This is a genomic window from Rhodoferax sp. (assembly GCF_018063565.1).
Taxonomy (GTDB): domain Bacteria; phylum Pseudomonadota; class Gammaproteobacteria; order Burkholderiales; family Burkholderiaceae_C; genus Rhodoferax.
This window is the reverse complement of record NZ_JAGPBB010000023.1, coordinates 1-18,623: the sequence shown is the minus strand read 5'-3', so window position 1 is coordinate 18,623 and position 18,623 is coordinate 1. Positions and strand designations below refer to the sequence as shown.

Sequence of the window (18,623 nt, the reverse complement as noted above, 5' to 3'; positions counted from 1 at the left end):
TTATGGCGCCCTTTTGCTTGGTAGCGAGCCGTGCCTGAGTCAATGCCTGTCTACAAGATCCCGCAGTCCGTGCTGGTCGTCATTCACAGCGCTGCGCGGGAGGTCCTGCTGATTCGGCGCGCGGACGCACCGGAATACTGGCAGTCGGTGACCGGCAGCAAGGACGACCCGCAGGAGACTTTTGCCCAGACCGCGCAGCGCGAAGTACTCGAAGAGACCGGCATCGATTGCCGACCTGGCGCGCCTCTGGCCAGCCAGCTTGTTGACTGGCAACTGGAGAACATTTATGAGATTTACCCCCACTGGCGCTGGCGTTACGCGCCTGGTGTGCTATTTAATACAGAGCGGGTTTTTAGTCTGCAGGTGCCGCGCGACATCGGCGTGTGTCTGAGTCCGCGCGAACACACCGACTACTGCTGGCTGCCCTGGACCGCGGCCGCCGACCGCTGTTACTCCCCTTCCAACGCAGAAGCATGCCTGCTGCTGCCACGATTTATTAAGCCTGGTGATCTGGAATGACACGGATCCGCGTCGCCACCTACAACATCCACAAAGGTGTGCAGGGCCTGGGGCCAGCGCGCCGACTGGAGATTCACAACCTGGCCCACGCCATTGGCACCCTGGATGTCGACGTGGTGTGCCTGCAGGAGGTGCGCCAGCACAACCGGCGTGAGGCCAAGCACTTTCCACTTTGGCCGCAGGAGGGACAGGCCGAAGTGCTGACACCACCGGGTTTCGAGGCGGTGTATCGCACCAACGCCGTGACGCGCCATGGAGAACATGGCAATGCACTGCTGTCGCGCTGGCCCATTCTGTCCAGTCAACACGAGGATATGTCAGACCACCGACTGGAACAACGCGGCCTGCTGCATGTCGAGTTGTTGATTCACGGACTGCCCGTTCACGTGCTGGTGGTGCACCTGGGGCTGATCCGCGCCAGCCGGGTGCGGCAACTGGCCCAACTGGTGAACTTTGTGCAGCGCGAAATCCCTGCCACAGCACCGGTGCTGGTGGCGGGCGATTTCAATGACTGGAGTGCGCTGGTCCCCAACAGTTTCTCCACCATCGGTTTGCACGCCTGGTCCGGAAAACCGGTGCCCACCTTTCCATCGCGTCTGCCATTGGCTCAACTCGATCATGTCTTTGCACGCGGCCTGCAAGTGCTTGACGTGTCGGTGCCGCGCGGACGACTGTGGTGGCGGATGTCGGATCACCTGCCGCTGATTGCAGAATTCCGCATGACAACGCAGTCCGCCCGGTGAGTGCCATGCAAGCCGACCATGAGTTGCTGCTGTTACGCGGAGCTGCCGAGTATTTTGCGTCGCTGATCGCTGCCATCGACACCGCGCTGCACGAAGTACGGCTGGAAACCTATATTTTTCACCTGGAGAAAGCGGCCGAACCGGTCGGCGGCGCCCTCATTCGTGCGGCGCAACGCGGTGTCGCCGTCACACTGGTGGTCGACGGCGTCGGCACGCCCAACCTGCCCGCTGACTGGCAGGCACGCTTCAAGGCCGCCGGGGTGCATTGGCACATTTACGCCCCGCTGGGACGTTTGGGCTTGCTGGTGCCCAGCCGTTGGCGGCGATTGCATCGCAAGTTGTGTGTGATCGATGGTCAGGTGGTGTTTTGCGGTGGTATCAACTTGCAAGACGACTGGTTTGACCTCAATCATGGCCCCTTGACAGCACCACGCTTTGATTTTGCGGTGCGCGTATCGGGCCCGCTGGTGCGCGACGCGCACGCCGCCATGACCCAGTTCTGGTGGCGGCTGCAGGCGGTCGAAAGCGCCCGGCAGGTGCACTGGCTGCAGGCCTGGCAGTCGTTGCAAAAAGCGACAGCAGCGGCAACAGAGGCTCACCGAGTGCCGGCCGCGACCGGCCAGGCCCGCGCCGGCCTGGTTCTGCGTGACAACCTGCTCAACCGCAGCCGCATCGAACGTGCCTATCGGCTGGCACTGGGAGCAGCACGGCAGGACATCATCCTGGCCAACGCCTACTTCCTGCCAGGGCGCAAGATCCGTCGCGCACTGATCCATGCGGCCCAACGTGGTGTGAGGGTCAGGCTGTTGTTGCAGGGACGCTATGAGTATTTCATGCAATACCATGCCGCCCACGCCCTGTATGGCGGACTACTCGAAGCGGGTGTCGAGATCTATGAGTACACCGTCAGTTTTCTTCACGCCAAGGTGGCCGTCATCGACGGACAATGGGCGACGGTAGGCTCATCCAACATGGACCCCTTGAGCCTGTTGCTGGCGCGTGAAGCCAACGTGGTGGTGCATGATGCCAATTTTGCAGGCCAGTTGCGCCATGAACTGGAGCAGGCCATCCAGCATGGTGCGCGCTCACTTGACTTGCAGCAACACCGGCAGCGATCATGGCGGCAGAAACTGCTCGATCGCAGCGCACTGCTGCTGATGCGCCTGCTGCTGTTTGTCAATGGCAAGCGATACTGAATTTATAGCTATTAGTGCTTCATTTATAAGGGCTGGATGCCAATAACCCTACTCATGAAACACTGGTACGATGGACCATTCACTTCTTTACAGCAACACCAACCATGAATCCAAGTGACTCTGACGCAGGGGTACCGGTCTCGGTAAAAATCCGCGAACGTATTCTGTCCGCCCGCAAGCGCTTCAACGCCAACGACAACATCGCCGAATTTATCCAGCCCGGGGAACTGGAACTGCTGCTCGATGAGGTCGAATCCAAAATGAAAGGTGTGCTCAGCAGTCTGGTGATCGACACCGACAACGACCACAACACCGATGAGACGGCCCGACGGGTCGCCAAGATGTACCTCAAGGAAGTGTTTCAGGGGCGGTATGTCAAGGCCCCTGCCATCACCGAGTTCCCTAACGCCGAACACCTGAACGAGCTGATGATCGTCGGCCCGATCACCGTGCGCAGTGCCTGCAGCCATCACTTTTGCCCGATCCTTGGCAAGATCTGGATCGGTGTGCTTCCCAACGAACACACCAACGTGATTGGTCTGTCCAAATACGCCCGACTGGCCGAATGGGTCATGGGTCGCCCGCAAATCCAGGAAGAGGCGGTGGTGCAACTGGCTGATCTGATCCAGCGCAAGACCCAGCCGGATGGCCTGGCAATCGTCATGGAAGCCAGCCACTTCTGCATGAGCTGGCGCGGTGTCAAGGACATGGACAGCAAAATGATCAACTCGGTGATGCGCGGCAGCTTCCTCAAGGACGCCAACTTGCGCCGCGAATTTTTGTCACTCATTCCCCAGAAAGGTTAATCATGTTGGTACGTTTGTTGTATGCCAGCCGCGCGGTCGACCCCAGCACCGACGCCATCGAAGGCATTCTTCACGAATGCCGCAGCCGCAACCCCAACAGTGGCGTCACCGGTGTGCTGTGTTATGGCGGTGGCATTTTTCTGCAGGCCATTGAAGGCGGGCGCATGGTCATCAGCGAGCTGTACAACCAGATCCAGCGCGACAAACGCCACAAAGATGTGGTGTTGCTGCACTATGAAGAGATCTCGGAGCGCCGCTTCGGCGGCTGGACCATGGGCGAGGTCAACATGAACCGCATCAATGCGTCCATCTTGCTCAAGTACGCCGAGAAGCCCGAGCTTGACCCTTATTCGGTCTCGGGCAAAGTGTCTTTGGCCTTGCTGGAAGAACTGATGGCCACGGCTTCGGTCATCGGGCGGGCCTAAAAGCCCCAACCGTGGCGCCACCGACCCGGGTCGTGGGCTGTGATTTTTCCAGTGCACCCACCCCCAAGAAACCCATCGTCTTCGCCATTGGCGCCTTGTCGGGCGAATGTGTTTCGCTCTGCGGCTTTGTGGAATGCAGGTCTTTGCCGGAATTTTCGGCGTGGCTGGCTGAACCGTCGCCATGGGTCGGCGCCTTTGATCTGCCCTTCGGACTGCCACGCGAACTGGTTCAGTCACTGGGATGGCCGCTCGACTGGCGCGCCTGCATGAGCCATTACGCCGAGCTCAGTCGCGCCGAGATTCGCCAGACCTTCGCCAGCTTTTGTGCCCGACGACCCGCTGGTGGCAAGTTTGCCCACCGCGCTACCGACCGTCCCGCCGCTTCAAGCCCCAGCATGAAATGGGTCAATCCGCCGGTTGCCTTCATGTTGCATGCCGGTGTTCCCCGCCTGCTGGCCGCCGGCATCACCCTGCCCGGACTCGATCCGGGTGCCAGCAGCAACCGAAATGCTGACGGACAGGCGCAGCGTATCGCGCTGGAGGGATACCCCGCTTTGCTGGCGCGCGAGTTGCTGGGGCGACGCAGTTACAAAAGTGACGATCCAGGCCGGCAAAATGCAGAGCGCCTGATCGCCCGCAAGGACCTGATCAACGCTCTGGAACAGGCCAGGACCCGCCTCGGCCTGCGGCTCAAGCTCAGCAACCCTCAGCGTGATCAACTGGCCGATGATGCCAAAGGCGACCGACTCGACGCCGTCTTGTGCCTGATGCAGGCGGCGTGGGCACAAAGGCAATTTGAACGGGGTGACAAAGCGTACGGCTTGCCACCTGACATGGACCCGCTTGAAGGCTGGATTGTCAGCGCTTGACCGTCCTCATGCCTCCTTCGGAGCATGAACTCAGCCAGGTTTGCTGATCAGCGTCTCTTCGAGCTTGCCGGCCAGCTGTGAAATGGCCAGTGACGCCGGGCATCCCGGCACCGACTGCAACAGCAGTTGCCGACGCATCACCGCCTGCCGCACCGATGGATCGGCCGGAATATCTCCCATGTGCACCAGGCGCACTTTGTCGCCCGGTTTGGACACCACAAACCGGTCCAGCACCTGCTGCAGTTGGGTGGTGATGGCCCGCCCGTCGCCCATGCGCGCGGTCTGGTTCACCACCATGCGGATCACGCGGCGCTGCTGCTCGCCCACCAACACCTTGATGGTGGCGTAGGCATCGGTCAGCGAGGTTGGCTCCGGCGTCGCCACCACCAGCACCTCGGACGCCAGCGAGACGGCAAACAGCACCACGTCGGAAATCCCGGCACCGGTGTCGAGCAGCACGATGTCGTAATACGGCAGCAGCCCGGTCATGATCTGCAAAAAGTCATTGCGCACATTGGGTGTCAGACGCGAGTATTCGACCATGCCGGAACCCGCCAGCAGCACCGAAAACCCCCCCGGTGCACGCACAATGGCCTCTTCGAGCTTGGCTTTGCCGGTAAACACGTCATGCAGGGTGACCTTGGGATAGAGGTTCAGCACCACATCCAGATTGGCCAGACCCAAGTCCGCATCCAGCACCAACACCTTGTGTCCCCGTTTGGCCAGAGCCGCCGCCAGGTTGGCCGACACAAAGGTCTTGCCCACGCCCCCTTTGCCACTGGTGACAGCCAGAACTTTGCCCAGCGGTCCCATCTGTGCCGCACTGGCCTCTTTTTCTGCCGCCACAAAAGTACTCGGGTCACTCATTTGTCATCACTTTGTTCATTGCACCGACCGATGGGCCACGCCGCCATCACTGCCCATGTTGTCGATCCAGGCCGGGTCACTCATGGACAGAGGGCCAAACAGCAGACTCTTCTCCTCAGCGCTGACGGCAAGGATCGGCTGCATCTCGATACAGACCCGGTTGCGCCCTTCAGACTTGGCCCGATAGAGTTCGATATCGGCACGGTCGATCCACAACTCCGGCGACGACCGCACCCAGCGCGGTGCGTAGGCGCCGCCAATGCTGATCGTGACCTTCAGGCTGACACCATATGCCACCGTCACGGTCAAGGCGCTGACCGCCTCGCGAATCCGTTCGGCCACCTGATGGCCGAACAAACCCTGGCAACTGGGCAGGATGATGACAAACTCCTCACCGCCAAAACGGGCCACCGTGTCCATCGGGCGTACGCAGCCGGCCAGGGTTTTGGCGACCGCCTGCAACACGGCATCACCGGCGGGATGCCCATAGCTGTCGTTGACCTTCTTGAAATGGTCAATGTCGAGCATCAACAGCAGCGCAGGCTCGCCAGAGCGCGCCACCACCTCGATTTCACGGCTCAATATGGTCTGGAAATACCGCCGGTTCGACAAGCCGGTCAGCGGGTCGCGCAAGGACAGCTCGCACAGCTTGTCCACAACGGCTTGCAGATAAGCCACGGCATCCGCTTGCGGTGCAGGCAAGTCCTGATGGGCGTGCTCAAGCAAAGCAAGCGCGTCTCCCAGACGCAACTGGCTCATCTCAACCGCAGAAGAAGCTGGAGGGGTCTTCAAGACAGGCAATGATCATCAAAATTCGAGTCTAACAGGTTCACTTTTGCCCCGATACTCGGAATAAGGCCCATGCCGTCGTGCATACCGGTCGTTTCAACAGAACCCGATGTACGCTGTGACTGAAAGCACAACACAACGCCGCTGGCGCTACCGTTTTTGCGCCCTTCTGGTGGGCGCCTTGTGCGCATTGAGCACATCCGCCAGCGCCCGCCAATTTGCCGCCCGCGCCACCGCAGTACCAGACGGTGACACACTGTGGGTTCAACCCGAGGCGGGTGGTGCCCCGCAAAAATTGCGCCTGCAGGGCATTGATGCACCCGAGATCTGCCAAGTCGGTGGCGATGCGGCACGCCACGCCTTGCAGCAACTGGTCGTCAATACCACCCTCCACATCGAAGTGCGTCATGTGGATGACTACGGGCGCGGCCTGGCGCGTATCCGCGTCACCGGGCAGGACCTGGGCGCAGTATTGGTGAGCAAGGGCCACGCCTGGTCTTACCGCTGGCGTCGCAGCCCCGGACCCTACGCGACTCAGGAGCGACTGGCGCGGCAGGCCGGTCTGGGCCTGTTTGCACACCCCACGCCGGAAAATCCGGCCGACTTCCGCAAGCGCCACGGCAGTTGCCACCCGCCGCGTTGATCCGCGTCACACCCTAAGTTCTGGACCCACACACTGAACAATCGGCACGACGACCTACTTTGAGTTCCGTCATTTCCATGCTGCGACCGTCGATCATCATCAGCCGACCCGTCAGGGAGCGTCCGGCCTGGCTCAGCAGCTTGAGTGTTTCCGCTGCCTGAATGGAGCCCACCAAGCCGACCAGTGGCGCAAACACGCCCATCGTGGCGCAAAGGGTTTCCTCAAAACTTGCCTCCTGCGGGAACACGCAGGCATAGCAGGGCGACAGTTCGTCACGCGGGTCGTAGACCGCAAGCTGCCCGTCAAAACGCACCGCCGCACCTGACACCAACGGTACCCGATGGCGCACACAGGCCGCGTTGATGGCATGACGCGTCTTGAAATTGTCACAGCAATCGACCACCACATCGGCCTGCGCCACCAGCGTGTGCAGCAAAGCCGCATCAGCGCGCGCCTGCACCGGATTGACACGCACGCCGCAGTTCAGTTCGGCAATGGCACGCTGGATCGACAACACCTTGGGCATCCCGACCCGCGCCTCGGTATGGGCAACCTGACGCTGCAGGTTGGTCAGGTCGACCGTGTCGTCGTCGACCACGGTGATATGGCCGACCCCGGCCGAGCCCAGATACAAGGCCACCGGAGACCCCAGTCCGCCCGCCCCCACCATCAGGACACGACCATCCAGAATGCGCTGCTGCCCCTCGATACCCAACTCGTTGAGCAGAATGTGCCGCGAATATCGCAGCAGATCGGCGTCTTCCATTGGCTGTGGGGCGCTAGTTTTCTTTCTTCTCTTCTTCGCGCTCCACCAGGGTCTTGCTGACCAGAACCGGCATACCTTTAAGCTGGTTCAAGGCCTGCGTCAGCTGGAAGTCCTTGTCGGAGCCAAATTCAGGGGCACGCCGCTCGGCAGCGGGCTTCTTCAGTTCTTCTTCCAGTTTCTTGCGCGCTTCTTCACGCGCCTTTTCGCGCGCTTCGTCCTTCACTTCGACGCCCTGGCCACTGTTGAGGTGTTTCTGCAAATCGGCCTCACGCGTGCGCAAGGCGGCAAACAGGTTGCCCTCCTCGCTTTCGTCAATCATCACGTCGGGCACGATCCCCTTGGCCTGGATCGACTTGCCGCTGGGCGTGTAATAGCGGCTGGTGGTGAGTTTGAGCGCCGCACTGGGGCAGTTGTCCATGCGAAACGCCGAATCCAGACACACCGCCGTCTGCACCGAACCCTTGCCAAAGGTCTGGCTTCCCAGCAACTTGGCACGCTGGTGATCTTGCAGTGCCCCGGCCACAATTTCGCTGGCCGACGCGGAACCTTCATTGACCAGCACCACCAAAGGCACTTTGCGCAAGGCCTCACGGGTCATGTCATCGAGTTGCGCCAAGGGATCGGCACCGCGCCGGGCATAAAAACGCGGTGAAGCCTTGTAGGTGAACTTGCTCTCTGGCAGTTGGCCGTTGGCCGACACCACCGTCACGTCCTGCGGCAAAAAGGCCGCCGACAGGGCCACGGCGGCATCCAGATAACCACCCGGGTCATTGCGCAAATCCAGCACCAAACCTTTCAGCTTGGGCTCCTGCTTGTAGATCTCTTGCACCTTGCGCGCAAAGTCGGCCACCGTGCGCTCCTGGAACTGGCTGACGCGAATCCAGGCATAGCCTGGCTCGATCACTTTGCTGCGCACCGACTGGGTACGTATTTCTTCGCGAATGATGGTCACCGGAAAAGTGCGGTTCTCGTCCTTGCGAAAGATGCTCAACACGACCTTGGTATTGGGCTCACCGCGCATCCGTTTCACACCCTCATTCAGCGTGAGTCCCTTGACCGGCGTTTCGTCAATCTTGACGATCAGGTCATTGGGCTTGAGTCCGGCGCGAAAAGCCGGCGAACCCTCAATCGGTGACACCACCTTGATCAGGCCGTCTTCCTGGGAAATCTCGATGCCGACACCGACAAATTTGCCGGTGGTGCCCTCGTTGAAATCTTTCAGCGCTTTTTTATCCAGATAGACCGAATGCGGATCCAGCCCTGCCACCATGCCGGCAATCGCGTCGGTGATGAGCTTCTTCTCGTCCACCGGCTCCACATAGTTGCTTTTGACCATGCCAAAGACAGCGGCGAGTTGCTGCAACTCCTCCAGCGGCAAAGGTGCCAGTGTGCCGCGCGCCACGGTTTGCAGCGACACCGTGGTCATGGCCCCTGCCAGTACACCGATCGAAATCCAGCCAGTAATCTTCAGTTTTTGACCCATATTGCTTCCAGAACGTGCCAACAACGCCAAAACGGCGCCTACCTGTGAGCCAATTGGAGCCCGCGCCGACCAGAGGGTTCCGTAAACAATTGTAAATTGCTCAGTGATTGCCCCGCGCCGGGTTGGCCGCTGCTTGGGCCGCCCGCGGATGGTAATGCCGGATCACGTTGAGCGCAGTGTCAAGCGCATCAACCAGCACCCTGCCATGGGGAATGTTCCGGCCCACGATCGCGTGTTCGAAATGTGGTCAAGGCCCGGGCCACGGCACGGATCGCGTGGCCGTTTGGCGCACTTGAGCACCTTGGCATGGGCCACCGCCATCAGGGTTACAAGTTTCTTCAAGGTATTCCCGCTTGCGCCGCCTGGCAAAGCGCGGGCATTCTAAAATGCGGCCCTGTCCCATGCCCCTGAACCGAAGGATTACCAAGTGCAATTTTTTCTCGATAACTGGATGCTGATCGCCGTCGCCCTGTCGGCGGGTGGCATGTTGTTGTGGCCGGCCTTGAGTGGAGGCGGCCCCGGCGCGCTCACCGCCGATGGCGCTGTCCAGCTGATCAACCGCGAAAAAGCGGTGGTCATTGATGTCTGCGAAACGGCTGAATACGCCAACGGGCACGTGGTCGGTGCCAAGAACATCCCCTTGGGCCAGCTGGAAACACGGCTGACCACCGTGGTCAAAAACAAGGCCACCCCGCTGATCATGGTCTGCTACTCGGGTGCTCGCAGCAATCGGGCGGTGTCGATCGCCAAAAAACTCGGGTTTGAAAAAGCCCTGTCACTCTCGGGTGGCATCAACGCCTGGCGTGCTGCCAACCTGCCGGTCGAAAAAGCCTGATTTCAAGAAAGTCCCTGTCGCATGTCACCCGTCAAGATGTACACCACCGCGGTCTGCCCCTATTGCATCCGCGCCAAACAACTCCTCAAGGCACGCGGTGTCCTGCAGATCGAAGAGATCCGCATCGACCTGCAACCCGAACAGCTCGCCACCATGATGAGCATCACCGGTCGTCGCACGGTGCCGCAAATTTTCATTGGCGACACCCATGTCGGCGGTTGCGATGACCTGATCGCGCTCGACGGGCGTGGTGGCCTGATGCCGCTGCTGTCTGCGGCCTGAGATAATCCGTCGCTGTCTGACTGGGCCCGGTGTGCTTCTTGCGCCGGGTCTGCTATTTTTAACTGAAAGAACTTCATGTCCGAGACCCCAGATCCCGTTTTCCAGATTCAGCGCGTTTACCTCAAGGAGGCATCGCTGGAGCAACCCAATTCACCTGCGATCCTGCTGGAGCCGGAACAGCCCACGGTGGACATCCAGCTCGGTGTGAACGCCAGCGCTGTCGCCGACGGCATTTACGAAGTGTCCGTCACCGCCACGGTGCAAACCAAGGTCAAGGACAAGACCGTGTTTCTGGTCGAAGCCACACAAGCCGGCATTTTTGAAGTGCGCAACCTGCCGCAGGAACAGATGGGTCCGATCATGGGCATCGCCTGCCCACAAATCGTCTACCCCTACCTGCGCGGCAACGTGGCTGACCTGGTGCAGCGCGCCGGCTTCCCGCCAGTGCACCTGTCCGAGATCAACTTTCAGGCCATGTACGAGCAGCAAAATGCCGCCCAAGCGGCTCAGGTTGAGCAGGCAGGCAGCAACCTCACCCAGTAAACGGCATGGTGCTGGGTGCCCCGCCCCGGTGATTCTTGCGTAAACAACCATGAAGATCGTGGTCATCGGCGCAGGTGCCTGGGGTACCGGGCTGGCGCTGAGTGCGGCCAACAACGTGGCCGCACAACATCAGGTGGTGTTGTGGACGCGCAGCCCGGCCCACGCGCAGGCGCTGCAGGCGCAGCATGAAAACCAGCGTTACCTGCCCGGGCTGGCTCTCCCGCCGTCGCTGACCATCAGCGCAGTGCCGCTGAGCCAGATGCTCCAGCAGCACCCGGATGCGCAATTGCTGCTGGTGGCAACCCCGATGGCCGCGCTGCGTGACAGTCTCACGGCCCTGCACACGTGCGGGCTGCCACTGGCCTGGGTTTGCAAGGGATTTGAACCCGCCAAATCTGAGACTTTTGGCCTCCTAGCGCATGAAATACAAGCTCAGATAGCTCCTTATTTGGAAGCAGGCGTTCTCAGTGGTCCGAGTTTCGCGCAAGAGGTTGCGGGTGGACAGCCGGCCGCGCTGGTGGCGGCCAGCACCCATGCGCGGGTGCGGCTGGCCCTGGTTGAAGCATTTCACAGCCCGAGCCTGCGGGTGTACACCAGTGATGACGTCACCGGTGTCGAGGTGGGTGGGGCGGTCAAGAACGTGCTGGCCATTGCGACCGGTTTGTGCGACGGCCTGGCGCTGGGACTCAACGCCCGTGCGGCGCTGATCACCCGTGGCCTGGCTGAAATGACCCGTTTGGGAATGGCGCTGGGCGCACGTGCCGACACCTTCATGGGCCTGAGTGGACTCGGTGATCTGGTGCTGACCGCCACCGGAGATCTTTCGCGCAATCGCCAGGTCGGGCTGGCGCTGGCCCGTGGCAGCAACTTGCAGCAGGCCACCGCAGCACTTGGACATGTGGCCGAAGGGGTTTACAGTGCACGTACCGTGGTACAGCGCGCCGCCTACCTGGGCGTTGACATGCCCATCGCGCAAGCCGTGCTGGCTTTGCTGGACGGACAGGCGACGCCCCGACAGGCGGTGCTGCAGTTGATGGGGCGAGAACCCACGATCGAGCGTGCTGGCAGTGCGTAAGCGTATCAATACAGGAGATAACCATGACTGTTGAATCCATTTTTTCACCCTCCGCCGTGGCCGAACTGGCGCGTCTTGACGTGGCCCGTGCGCTGGCTGAAGACGTCGGTGCAGCCGACCTGACGGCCGGGCTGGTCGATCCTGACCGGCGCGCCCGCGCCACCGTGGTGGCCCGCGAGCCTGCCGTGATCTGCGGCACACCCTGGGTACAGGAAGCCTTCTTGCAGGTTGACCCGCGTGCAGAGCTGACCTGGCGCATCCCCGAAGGACAGCATTGCGGGGCCGACCAGACCGTGCTCGAAGTACGCGGACAGGCCCGCGGCCTGTTGACGGCTGAACGCACCGCGCTGAATTTCCTGCAACTGCTCAGCGCCGTGGCCACCAAGACCCACACCTTTGTCCAGGCCATCCGCGAAGTGCCGGGGGTGCGCGCCGGCATTGTCGACACACGCAAGACTCTGCCCGGCTTGCGACTGGCACAAAAGTACGCGGTACGCACTGGCGGTGGCGTCAACCATCGGCTGGGCTTGTACGACGCCGTGCTGATCAAGGAGAACCACATTGCTGCTGCCGGCGGGGTCACGCAGGTATTGCAACGGGCCGCCGAGGTGGCACCGCAGGCCAGTTTTGTGCAGATCGAAGTCGAAACGCTCGATCAACTGCGTGAAGCACTGGCCGCGGGGGCCAACATGATCCTGCTCGACAACATGGGCTTGTCGCAATTGCATGAGGCGGTGCACATCACCGCCGGGCGCGCATTGCTCGAGGTCTCGGGTGGTGTCAACCTCTCCAGCGTCTGTGCCATCGCCTCGACCGGCGTGGACCGCATCTCGATCGGGGCACTGACCAAAAACGTCAAGGCCATCGACTTTTCCATGCGCTTTGTCAACGAGCTGCAGTAAGCGCCCACCGCCCCCAGTACCCCAAGGACAGGAGTTGACATGACCCAACCCGCGCCGGCCCGCAAAGCCGTGGACTACGAGCAACCCGCCAGCGGATCCGTGTGCGCCACCAAGCACGCCTGGGCCCGGGTGCCGGTGGAGCCCTCAGCCGTCGAACGTGCCGCGTTGAAAGACCGTATACGGCACTTGCTCAGGCAACACAACGCGGTGATGGTGTCGCACTACTATGTCCACCCCGACCTGCAGGACCTGGCCGAGGAAACCGGTGGTCTGGTCAGTGACTCGCTTGAAATGGCGCGTTTTGGTCGTGATCACCCTGCCACCACCCTGGTGGTCTCGGGGGTGCGTTTCATGGGTGAGACGTCCAAGATCCTGTCGCCGCACAAACGCGTGCTGATGCCCGATCTGGACGCCAACTGCTCGCTCGACCTGGGCTGCCCACACGACGAATTCAGTGCCTTTTGCGACGCCCATCCCGAGCGCACGGTCGTGGTGTACGCCAACACCAGTGCCGCCGTCAAGGCGCGTGCCGACTGGCTGGTCACGTCCAGCTGTGCACTGGACGTGGTACGCGCGCTCAAGGACAAGGGCCACAAGATCCTGTGGGCACCCGACCGGCATCTGGGCGGCTATATCCAGCGCGAAACCGGTGCTGACATGGTGATGTGGGGTGGCTCATGCATCGTGCATGATGAATTCAAGGCCTATGAACTTGAAGCCCTGATCCGCGAGCACCCTGGCGCCAAAGTGCTGGTTCACCCCGAGTCACCCGAGGCCGTGGTGGCATTGGCCGATGCGGTGGGTTCCACCTCGGGCATTCTGAAAGCCGCGCACGAAATGCCGGCCAAGGTCTTCATCGTCGCCACGGACAACGGCATGATGCACAAGCTGCGCACCCTCAACCCGGGCAAACTGTTCCTGGAAGCCCCCACCGCCGGCAACAGCGCCACTTGCAAAAGCTGTGCCCATTGCCCCTGGATGGCCATGAACGGCCTGGCCGACGTGGCGCGGGTGCTCGAAAGCGGTGCCGGAGAGATTCACGTCGAGCCGGCCATCATCCCGCGCGCGCGCCTGCCCATTGACCGGATGCTGGCGTTCACCGCTGCCCTCAAGCAGGGGCATGACGCGGGCAGCCTGGTGCCTCTGATTGGTGCTGCCTAAGCGGTTGTCACTCTTTCATTGACGCGGGCGGGTACGCCAGCGAACAGACCCCTGCGGGTCATCTGCCTATAACCGGTGATATCGGGCCTGATTCCATGCCCGGTAACCCTACCGGAGATCGAAGATGACAAGAACCCCAAGGCGACTGCTGGCCCTTCTGTGCGGCGTGAGCGCCATGCTGATGGTCGGCTGCGCCAGTCTCAAGACACCCGCCACCGTCGACGTCGCCGTCTCCAAAGCCGCGGTTGACAACGCCGCTGGTGCCGGTGGTGCCCAGTTTGCGCCCCTGGAGATGAACACCGCCCGCGAAAAACTGGCACTTGCCAACCAGGCCATGGCGTCGCGTGATTACCAGCGGGCACGCGACCTGGCCAACCAGGCCCAGGCCGACGCCAAACTCGCGCAGGCCAAAGCCAACTCTGCCAAAGCACAGCAGGCTGCGGATGCCCTGCAAGACGATATCCGCGTGCTGCGCAACGAGCTCGAACGCAACCTGTAAGCCCCTTCACTGTCTGGAAACCCCATGAAAAACCTTTACCTTAGCGCCACCTTCATCGCCGTCGCTGCCCTGCTGGGCGCCTGCGGGTCCACCCCCAAATCCACCGCCATGCTTGACCAGGCCCATAGCGAGTACCGGATCGCGCAGAACAATCCCAATGTCGCCACCTATGCGCCATTGGCACTGGCACAGGCAGGCGACGCTGTGGCACAAGCCGATGCGCAGGCCAATGCCCGCGCCAGCAGTGACCAAATTGATGCGCTGGCCTATCTGGCCCGGCAGAAAATTGCCCTGACCCAAGAGCTCACCAAGCAGAAAATGGCCGAGGCTGACATCGCCAACGCGGGCCAGGCGCGCAACCAGTTGCTGCTGGATCAGCGCACCAATGAAGCCAACGCCGCCAATATCCGCGCCAACCAGTCTGGCCTGCTCGCCATGCTGGCGCGCGACGATGCCGAGCGTGCGCAGCAAAACGCGCTGCGCTTACAAGACCAGGCGCAGAAGGCCCAGCGCTCGGCGCAAGACGCTGACGTGCGCAATGCCCAACTGGAGGCGCAACTGGCCGACATGGCGGCACAAAAAACTGACCGGGGCATGGTGATCACCCTCGGTGACGTGCTGTTTGGCACCGATCAGTCCCGACTCAACCCCGAAGGTCAGGTCAGCGCACAAAAACTCGCCAAGCTGTTGCAGCTCAACCCGAGTCGAACCGTGCTGGTGGAGGGCTTTGCCGACAGCACCGGCAGCACCGCGTACAACCTGGAACTGTCCGAGCGGCGCGCCAACGCCGTGTTGACAGCCCTGCAAGAGATGGGCATCGGACGCGAACGGGTGGCCACCCATGGCTATGGCGAACGCTACCCGGTGGCCGACAACGAAACCGCTCAAAACCGCCAGCTCAATCGCCGCGTGGAGATCGTCCTGTCAGACGAGAGCGGTCACGTCATGAACCGCTAGCGCTTTATCTGTATAGTTTTACAGCTATAAGGTTTGCAACATCTCCGATGCCGGGTGGGCATCGGTGGACAGTGCCCAGTCCACCTTGTGAGGCATCACCAGCACGCCTTGACCATCGGCAACGGCGGCCACGGTGATCACCGGAGCCGAGCCACGCACATCGCCAAAGATGGTGGCAAAGGCCACGTCGGCAGCGTCACGGCCGGTGCCAAAGCGCAGAAAACCCATCGGGATCGCCACCCCGGACGGGTCAAAGATGAACCATCGGTGCGCCAGGTAAACCTCAACATAGGCATGAAAATCGGTGGGACCCAGTGTGGGCGATGCACCAAAATCGATTCCCGTGGCAAATCGCGCCGGAATATTGAGCGCCCGGCACAAGGCGATCATCAGATGGGCAAAGTCGCGGCAAACGCCCACTTTTTCCACCAGCGTATCCACCGCCGTGGTATTGCTGTTGGAACTGTTGGAGCGAAAGGTGACCCGCTCAGTCACCCAATCACACACCGCCTGAACGCGACCATAGCCATGCCAAAGATGGCCAAACTCGTTCATCGCCAGCCGCCCGAGCCGGTCGGACTGGCAATAGCGGCTCGGGTAAATGTAAGGCAACACCTCACCGGGCAAGTCAGCCACCGCCACTTCGCCAATCTGGCCGGGTGGCGCGGTGTAATGGTTCAGGTCCACGGTGGCGTCGTACAACAGGCAAAGTGGTCCTGCGCGTGCATTCACCCGCAAGAACCGGGTGTGGGTTGCCGGGTCCGTATAGTGGTTCTGCAGCAGCGCTTGGTTCAGGCTCAGTGCTTCATGGATCACCCGCTGAAAACGCGTCTGAGCCGCGTGAATGCAGAAAATAAAATCACTGCCAGGCTCGGCGGTTTCGTAGTTCAGCTCGATCGTGAATTTCAGCCGGGGCATACGGCACACTCCCAATAATTGGAAAACTCCCCGCCCGGGTCACAAGCAAGGGAGAACGGGGGGAACCAGCGGCTAACGCATGTCGCCTGCGTAGGGCTTGGTGCCATAGTAGCCGTGAACCTGATTGGCCCAGGTCTGATCCGACATATCGGGCCAGTTATCTTTGTCAAAGCCAGGTGCATTGACCAGCCGGTCTTTGGCCACATCGAGGGTAAAACGCTTGTTCTCGGTATCGAGTGTCAGCGCGGCCCATGGCACGGCAAACAGCTTTTCGCCCATACCCAAAAAGCCGCCAAAGGACAGCACCGCATAACTCACCCGACCAGTGGGCACGTCGAGCATGATCTCTTTCACATCCCCCAGGTCCTCCCCGACGCGGTTGTAGACGTCGTTGCCCAGCAGGGTATCGGCGCCCATCAACCGCGGGCCGGGCCCGTCGCTGGAAGACACCGCATACATGCCAAAACTGTCGCGCTCAAGATAATTCATGGATTTGTCCGTTCTTAAGAAGTGGGTTCTGGCCTGGCCTTACGCGGCAGACTTGGCACGCTCTTTGACGGCCTGGCGTGCGTCTTTCACCAGGGCTTTGGCGTTGCCCAGGTTTTTTTGCGCCCGGCCTTCCACTTGCAGCTTGATGCCCTTGGCCTCCTGTGCAAGATTGCCCACCAGCTTGCCCGCCTCCTCCTGCACATGGCCGGCGATGTTTTTGACTTTGCCCTTGACTTGATCCTTGTTCATGAGATTTCCTTTGTGGTGTTGAATTGAAGTTGAGCCCGAGCGACCTCAGACTCACCGGCCACTTTAGGGTCGCAACCCGCGACCGTCTGTGCGCTTGCGGACATTGGGTCATGGCCCCCAGAGGGTGTGCAAGCGCACAGACGCCCCTGGCGCGCCGCTCTAAGCTCAACTGGTATGACACCAGCGCCCCCGGGTTGCTGTGCGTCGGCCCTCTGGTCAAATCTGGCCAGAGGTTTGTCAGCCAAGGAGAAACAACCATGACCAGCCGAGACACCTACATCAGCAAGATGAAACTGCAACTCGATGAACTGAATGTGCAAATGGACAAGCTCGAAGCGCGCGCCCAGGAAGCCCGCGAAGACGTGCGTGACACCTACCGCGCCGAGATGGACAAACTGCACGAGCAGTCCAAGCTCGCACTGGCAAAGCTCGATGCCTTGCAGACCACCGGTGAAAACACCTGGGACGCGATGGTGGCCGAAACCGAAAAAGTGCGCGATGCGTTTGTCCACTCATTTCGCTACTTCAAGTCGCAGGTATAGGCAGCATGGTCACCCTGAGTGCCATGCACCACACCCCGGCGCAACCGGTCTGGCGAACCCTTGCCAGGGTGGCCGTCCTGCTTTGCGCCAGCACGGCATGGGCAGCCTCGGCGCTGACCTTGTCCGAGGCCCAGGCCCGCTATCGGCAGGACCTGGCCGACTGCGAGCGCCCCGATGCGCGGCAAGACCCGGCCAATTGCCGGCTCGAAGTCCAACACGCGCTGGCTGAAGCGCAACGGGGTGGCTTCAATCATCCGCCCGTCGATTACCAGGCGAATGTCTTGCGTCGCTGCGCCGTCCACCAGGGTGATGCACGCACCCAGTGTGAAGCACGCATGCGCGCCGACAGCACCATTCAGGGCAGTGTGGCCGGCGGTGGCATTCTGCGCCAAAGCATCACCGTCACGCCGGTTCCGGCTCAGTAGAGTCCCCGCAAAAAGGGCCGCTGCAAGGCGGCCCTCTGGGTGTTTTGCGAGGCAATGGGTATTACTTGGCCACTTCGTGACCAATCACCCCACCCACGGCGGCACCGGCACCGGTGCACAACACACCGCCACACAGCAAATTGCCAACCACCCCGCCGATCACCGCGCCGGTGGCCGTATTCTTTTCTTGCGTGGTCATTCCGGCGCAACCACCCAGCACCACACTGGCCAACAACAATACGGCAGGCCAGCCCACCACCACACGGTCAATAGGTTTCATGACAAATTTCTCCAGATCTACACAGGGGACAAACGTCGCGGTCCGTTGCCGGCTCGACGGGCGAAGTTCCATTGTTGAATGGCAAGCGCGCCGTGTCGGTACGCCGGCGTACCCAGGCACCGCATTGACTTGCCCGTCAGTCGCCAACCCTGTCACGTGTCACCAGAAAGATGCCACTGCACACCAGCACCAGAGCGATCACGTTTTTCCACTCCAGAATGCGCTCACCCAGAAAAACTGCCGACAGCATGGCCCCAAAGATCGGGATCAGGAAGTTGAAGACGGTCACCATACCCACCCGGTTGTACTTGAGCAAAATCGTCCACAGGCCAAACGCCACCGACGAAAGCAGCACCAGGT

General features: G+C 61.2%; 26 protein-coding genes. 17 read left to right on the top strand and 9 right to left on the bottom strand.

The features are described 5' to 3' along the window. The first annotated feature begins 42 nt into the window (after positions 1-42). The 6 genes from nudB (at position 43) to KBF66_RS07510 (ending at position 4,558) form a co-directional block, all read left to right on the top strand. Positions 43-519: a dihydroneopterin triphosphate diphosphatase gene (nudB, locus tag KBF66_RS07535; protein WP_296654747.1), complete on the top strand. Its 477-nt coding sequence runs from the start codon at positions 43-45 to the stop codon at positions 517-519. Then, positions 516-1,262, top strand: coding sequence for an endonuclease/exonuclease/phosphatase family protein (locus tag KBF66_RS07530; RefSeq protein WP_296654693.1), 747 nt, complete (start codon positions 516-518; stop codon positions 1,260-1,262). The genes nudB and KBF66_RS07530 overlap by 4 nt, the downstream gene beginning before the upstream one ends. Before the next feature lie 5 nt (positions 1,263-1,267). Then, on the top strand, positions 1,268-2,458 hold the full coding sequence (gene clsB, locus KBF66_RS07525; RefSeq protein WP_296654691.1) for a cardiolipin synthase ClsB: 1,191 nt from the start codon (positions 1,268-1,270) through the stop codon (positions 2,456-2,458). A gap of 104 nt (positions 2,459-2,562) precedes the next feature. Further along, a complete protein-coding gene (folE, locus tag KBF66_RS07520; protein ID WP_296654688.1) occupies positions 2,563-3,264 on the top strand; it encodes a GTP cyclohydrolase I in 702 nt (233 codons plus the stop codon). 2 nt (positions 3,265-3,266) lie between these two features. Next, positions 3,267-3,689: a BLUF domain-containing protein gene (locus tag KBF66_RS07515; protein WP_296654685.1), complete on the top strand. Its 423-nt coding sequence runs from the start codon at positions 3,267-3,269 to the stop codon at positions 3,687-3,689. A gap of 11 nt (positions 3,690-3,700) precedes the next feature. Continuing rightward, positions 3,701-4,558, top strand: coding sequence for a DUF429 domain-containing protein (locus KBF66_RS07510; protein ID WP_296654682.1), 858 nt, complete (start codon positions 3,701-3,703; stop codon positions 4,556-4,558). A gap of 30 nt (positions 4,559-4,588) precedes the next feature. Here KBF66_RS07510 and KBF66_RS07505 read toward each other — a convergent pair whose 3' ends face one another. Beyond that, a complete protein-coding gene (locus tag KBF66_RS07505; protein WP_296654745.1) occupies positions 4,589-5,371 on the bottom strand; it encodes a MinD/ParA family protein in 783 nt (260 codons plus the stop codon). A 69-nt stretch (positions 5,372-5,440) separates the two neighbouring features. Next, entirely contained in the window at positions 5,441-6,184 is a 744-nt protein-coding gene (locus KBF66_RS07500) for a GGDEF domain-containing protein (protein WP_296654742.1), read from the bottom strand. A 139-nt stretch (positions 6,185-6,323) separates the two neighbouring features. Between KBF66_RS07500 and KBF66_RS07495 the strand changes: the two genes are divergently transcribed. Further along, the gene (locus KBF66_RS07495) at positions 6,324-6,857 is read left to right on the top strand and encodes a thermonuclease family protein (RefSeq protein WP_296654680.1); all 534 of its coding nucleotides are present in this window, start codon (positions 6,324-6,326) and stop codon (positions 6,855-6,857) included. A gap of 13 nt (positions 6,858-6,870) precedes the next feature. Here the strand turns inward: KBF66_RS07495 and KBF66_RS07490 are convergent, their stop codons facing one another. Next, positions 6,871-7,623: a HesA/MoeB/ThiF family protein gene (locus KBF66_RS07490; protein WP_296654677.1), complete on the bottom strand. Its 753-nt coding sequence runs from the start codon at positions 7,621-7,623 to the stop codon at positions 6,871-6,873. A gap of 13 nt (positions 7,624-7,636) precedes the next feature. Continuing rightward, on the bottom strand, positions 7,637-9,106 hold the full coding sequence (locus tag KBF66_RS07485) for a S41 family peptidase (protein WP_296654675.1): 1,470 nt from the start codon (positions 9,104-9,106) through the stop codon (positions 7,637-7,639). 427 nt (positions 9,107-9,533) lie between these two features. On the opposite strand from KBF66_RS07485, the gene KBF66_RS07480 reads away from it, so the two are divergent. From KBF66_RS07480 to KBF66_RS07445, 8 genes are all read left to right on the top strand, one after another. Beyond that, positions 9,534-9,941: a rhodanese-like domain-containing protein gene (locus KBF66_RS07480; protein ID WP_296654673.1), complete on the top strand. Its 408-nt coding sequence runs from the start codon at positions 9,534-9,536 to the stop codon at positions 9,939-9,941. A 21-nt stretch (positions 9,942-9,962) separates the two neighbouring features. After that, the gene (gene grxC / locus KBF66_RS07475) at positions 9,963-10,223 is read left to right on the top strand and encodes a glutaredoxin 3 (protein ID WP_296654671.1); all 261 of its coding nucleotides are present in this window, start codon (positions 9,963-9,965) and stop codon (positions 10,221-10,223) included. Between the two features lie 75 nt (positions 10,224-10,298). Further along, on the top strand, positions 10,299-10,766 hold the full coding sequence (gene secB / locus KBF66_RS07470; RefSeq protein ID WP_296654669.1) for a protein-export chaperone SecB: 468 nt from the start codon (positions 10,299-10,301) through the stop codon (positions 10,764-10,766). Between the two features lie 49 nt (positions 10,767-10,815). Further along, on the top strand, positions 10,816-11,841 hold the full coding sequence (locus KBF66_RS07465) for an NAD(P)H-dependent glycerol-3-phosphate dehydrogenase (RefSeq protein WP_296654666.1): 1,026 nt from the start codon (positions 10,816-10,818) through the stop codon (positions 11,839-11,841). Between the two features lie 23 nt (positions 11,842-11,864). Continuing rightward, positions 11,865-12,743 (top strand): carboxylating nicotinate-nucleotide diphosphorylase, encoded by an 879-nt coding sequence (nadC, locus tag KBF66_RS07460; RefSeq protein WP_296654664.1) that lies wholly within the window; start codon positions 11,865-11,867, stop codon positions 12,741-12,743. A 39-nt stretch (positions 12,744-12,782) separates the two neighbouring features. Further along, positions 12,783-13,904, top strand: coding sequence for a quinolinate synthase NadA (nadA, locus tag KBF66_RS07455; RefSeq protein WP_296654662.1), 1,122 nt, complete (start codon positions 12,783-12,785; stop codon positions 13,902-13,904). Positions 13,905-14,028: 124 nt separating this feature from the next. Beyond that, complete coding sequence (locus KBF66_RS07450; RefSeq protein WP_296654660.1) at positions 14,029-14,403, top strand: DUF4398 domain-containing protein; 375 nt, start codon at positions 14,029-14,031, stop codon at positions 14,401-14,403. A gap of 24 nt (positions 14,404-14,427) precedes the next feature. Then, complete coding sequence (locus KBF66_RS07445) at positions 14,428-15,360, top strand: OmpA family protein (RefSeq protein WP_296654658.1); 933 nt, start codon at positions 14,428-14,430, stop codon at positions 15,358-15,360. Between the two features lie 24 nt (positions 15,361-15,384). Here the strand turns inward: KBF66_RS07445 and KBF66_RS07440 are convergent, their stop codons facing one another. The 3 genes from KBF66_RS07440 to KBF66_RS07430 all read right to left on the bottom strand — a co-directional run bounded on the left by KBF66_RS07440 (position 15,385) and on the right by KBF66_RS07430 (position 17,016). Then, on the bottom strand, positions 15,385-16,278 hold the full coding sequence (locus KBF66_RS07440) for a transglutaminase family protein (RefSeq protein ID WP_296654657.1): 894 nt from the start codon (positions 16,276-16,278) through the stop codon (positions 15,385-15,387). Between the two features lie 72 nt (positions 16,279-16,350). Continuing rightward, the gene (locus KBF66_RS07435) at positions 16,351-16,767 is read right to left on the bottom strand and encodes a PRC-barrel domain-containing protein (protein ID WP_296654654.1); all 417 of its coding nucleotides are present in this window, start codon (positions 16,765-16,767) and stop codon (positions 16,351-16,353) included. Positions 16,768-16,806: 39 nt separating this feature from the next. Beyond that, entirely contained in the window at positions 16,807-17,016 is a 210-nt protein-coding gene (locus KBF66_RS07430; RefSeq protein ID WP_296654652.1) for a CsbD family protein, read from the bottom strand. A gap of 257 nt (positions 17,017-17,273) precedes the next feature. On the opposite strand from KBF66_RS07430, the gene KBF66_RS07425 reads away from it, so the two are divergent. After that, the gene (locus KBF66_RS07425; protein WP_296654650.1) at positions 17,274-17,558 is read left to right on the top strand and encodes a hypothetical protein; all 285 of its coding nucleotides are present in this window, start codon (positions 17,274-17,276) and stop codon (positions 17,556-17,558) included. 5 nt (positions 17,559-17,563) lie between these two features. Further along, entirely contained in the window at positions 17,564-17,983 is a 420-nt protein-coding gene (locus KBF66_RS07420) for a hypothetical protein (RefSeq protein WP_296654649.1), read from the top strand. Positions 17,984-18,044: 61 nt separating this feature from the next. Here KBF66_RS07420 and KBF66_RS07415 read toward each other — a convergent pair whose 3' ends face one another. Together KBF66_RS07415 and KBF66_RS07410 are read right to left on the bottom strand one after the other, a co-directional pair. Further along, the gene (locus tag KBF66_RS07415) at positions 18,045-18,263 is read right to left on the bottom strand and encodes a glycine zipper 2TM domain-containing protein (protein ID WP_296654647.1); all 219 of its coding nucleotides are present in this window, start codon (positions 18,261-18,263) and stop codon (positions 18,045-18,047) included. Between the two features lie 136 nt (positions 18,264-18,399). Further along, the coding region (locus KBF66_RS07410; protein ID WP_296654645.1) for an EamA family transporter at positions 18,400-18,623 on the bottom strand (224 nt) is incomplete at its 5' end.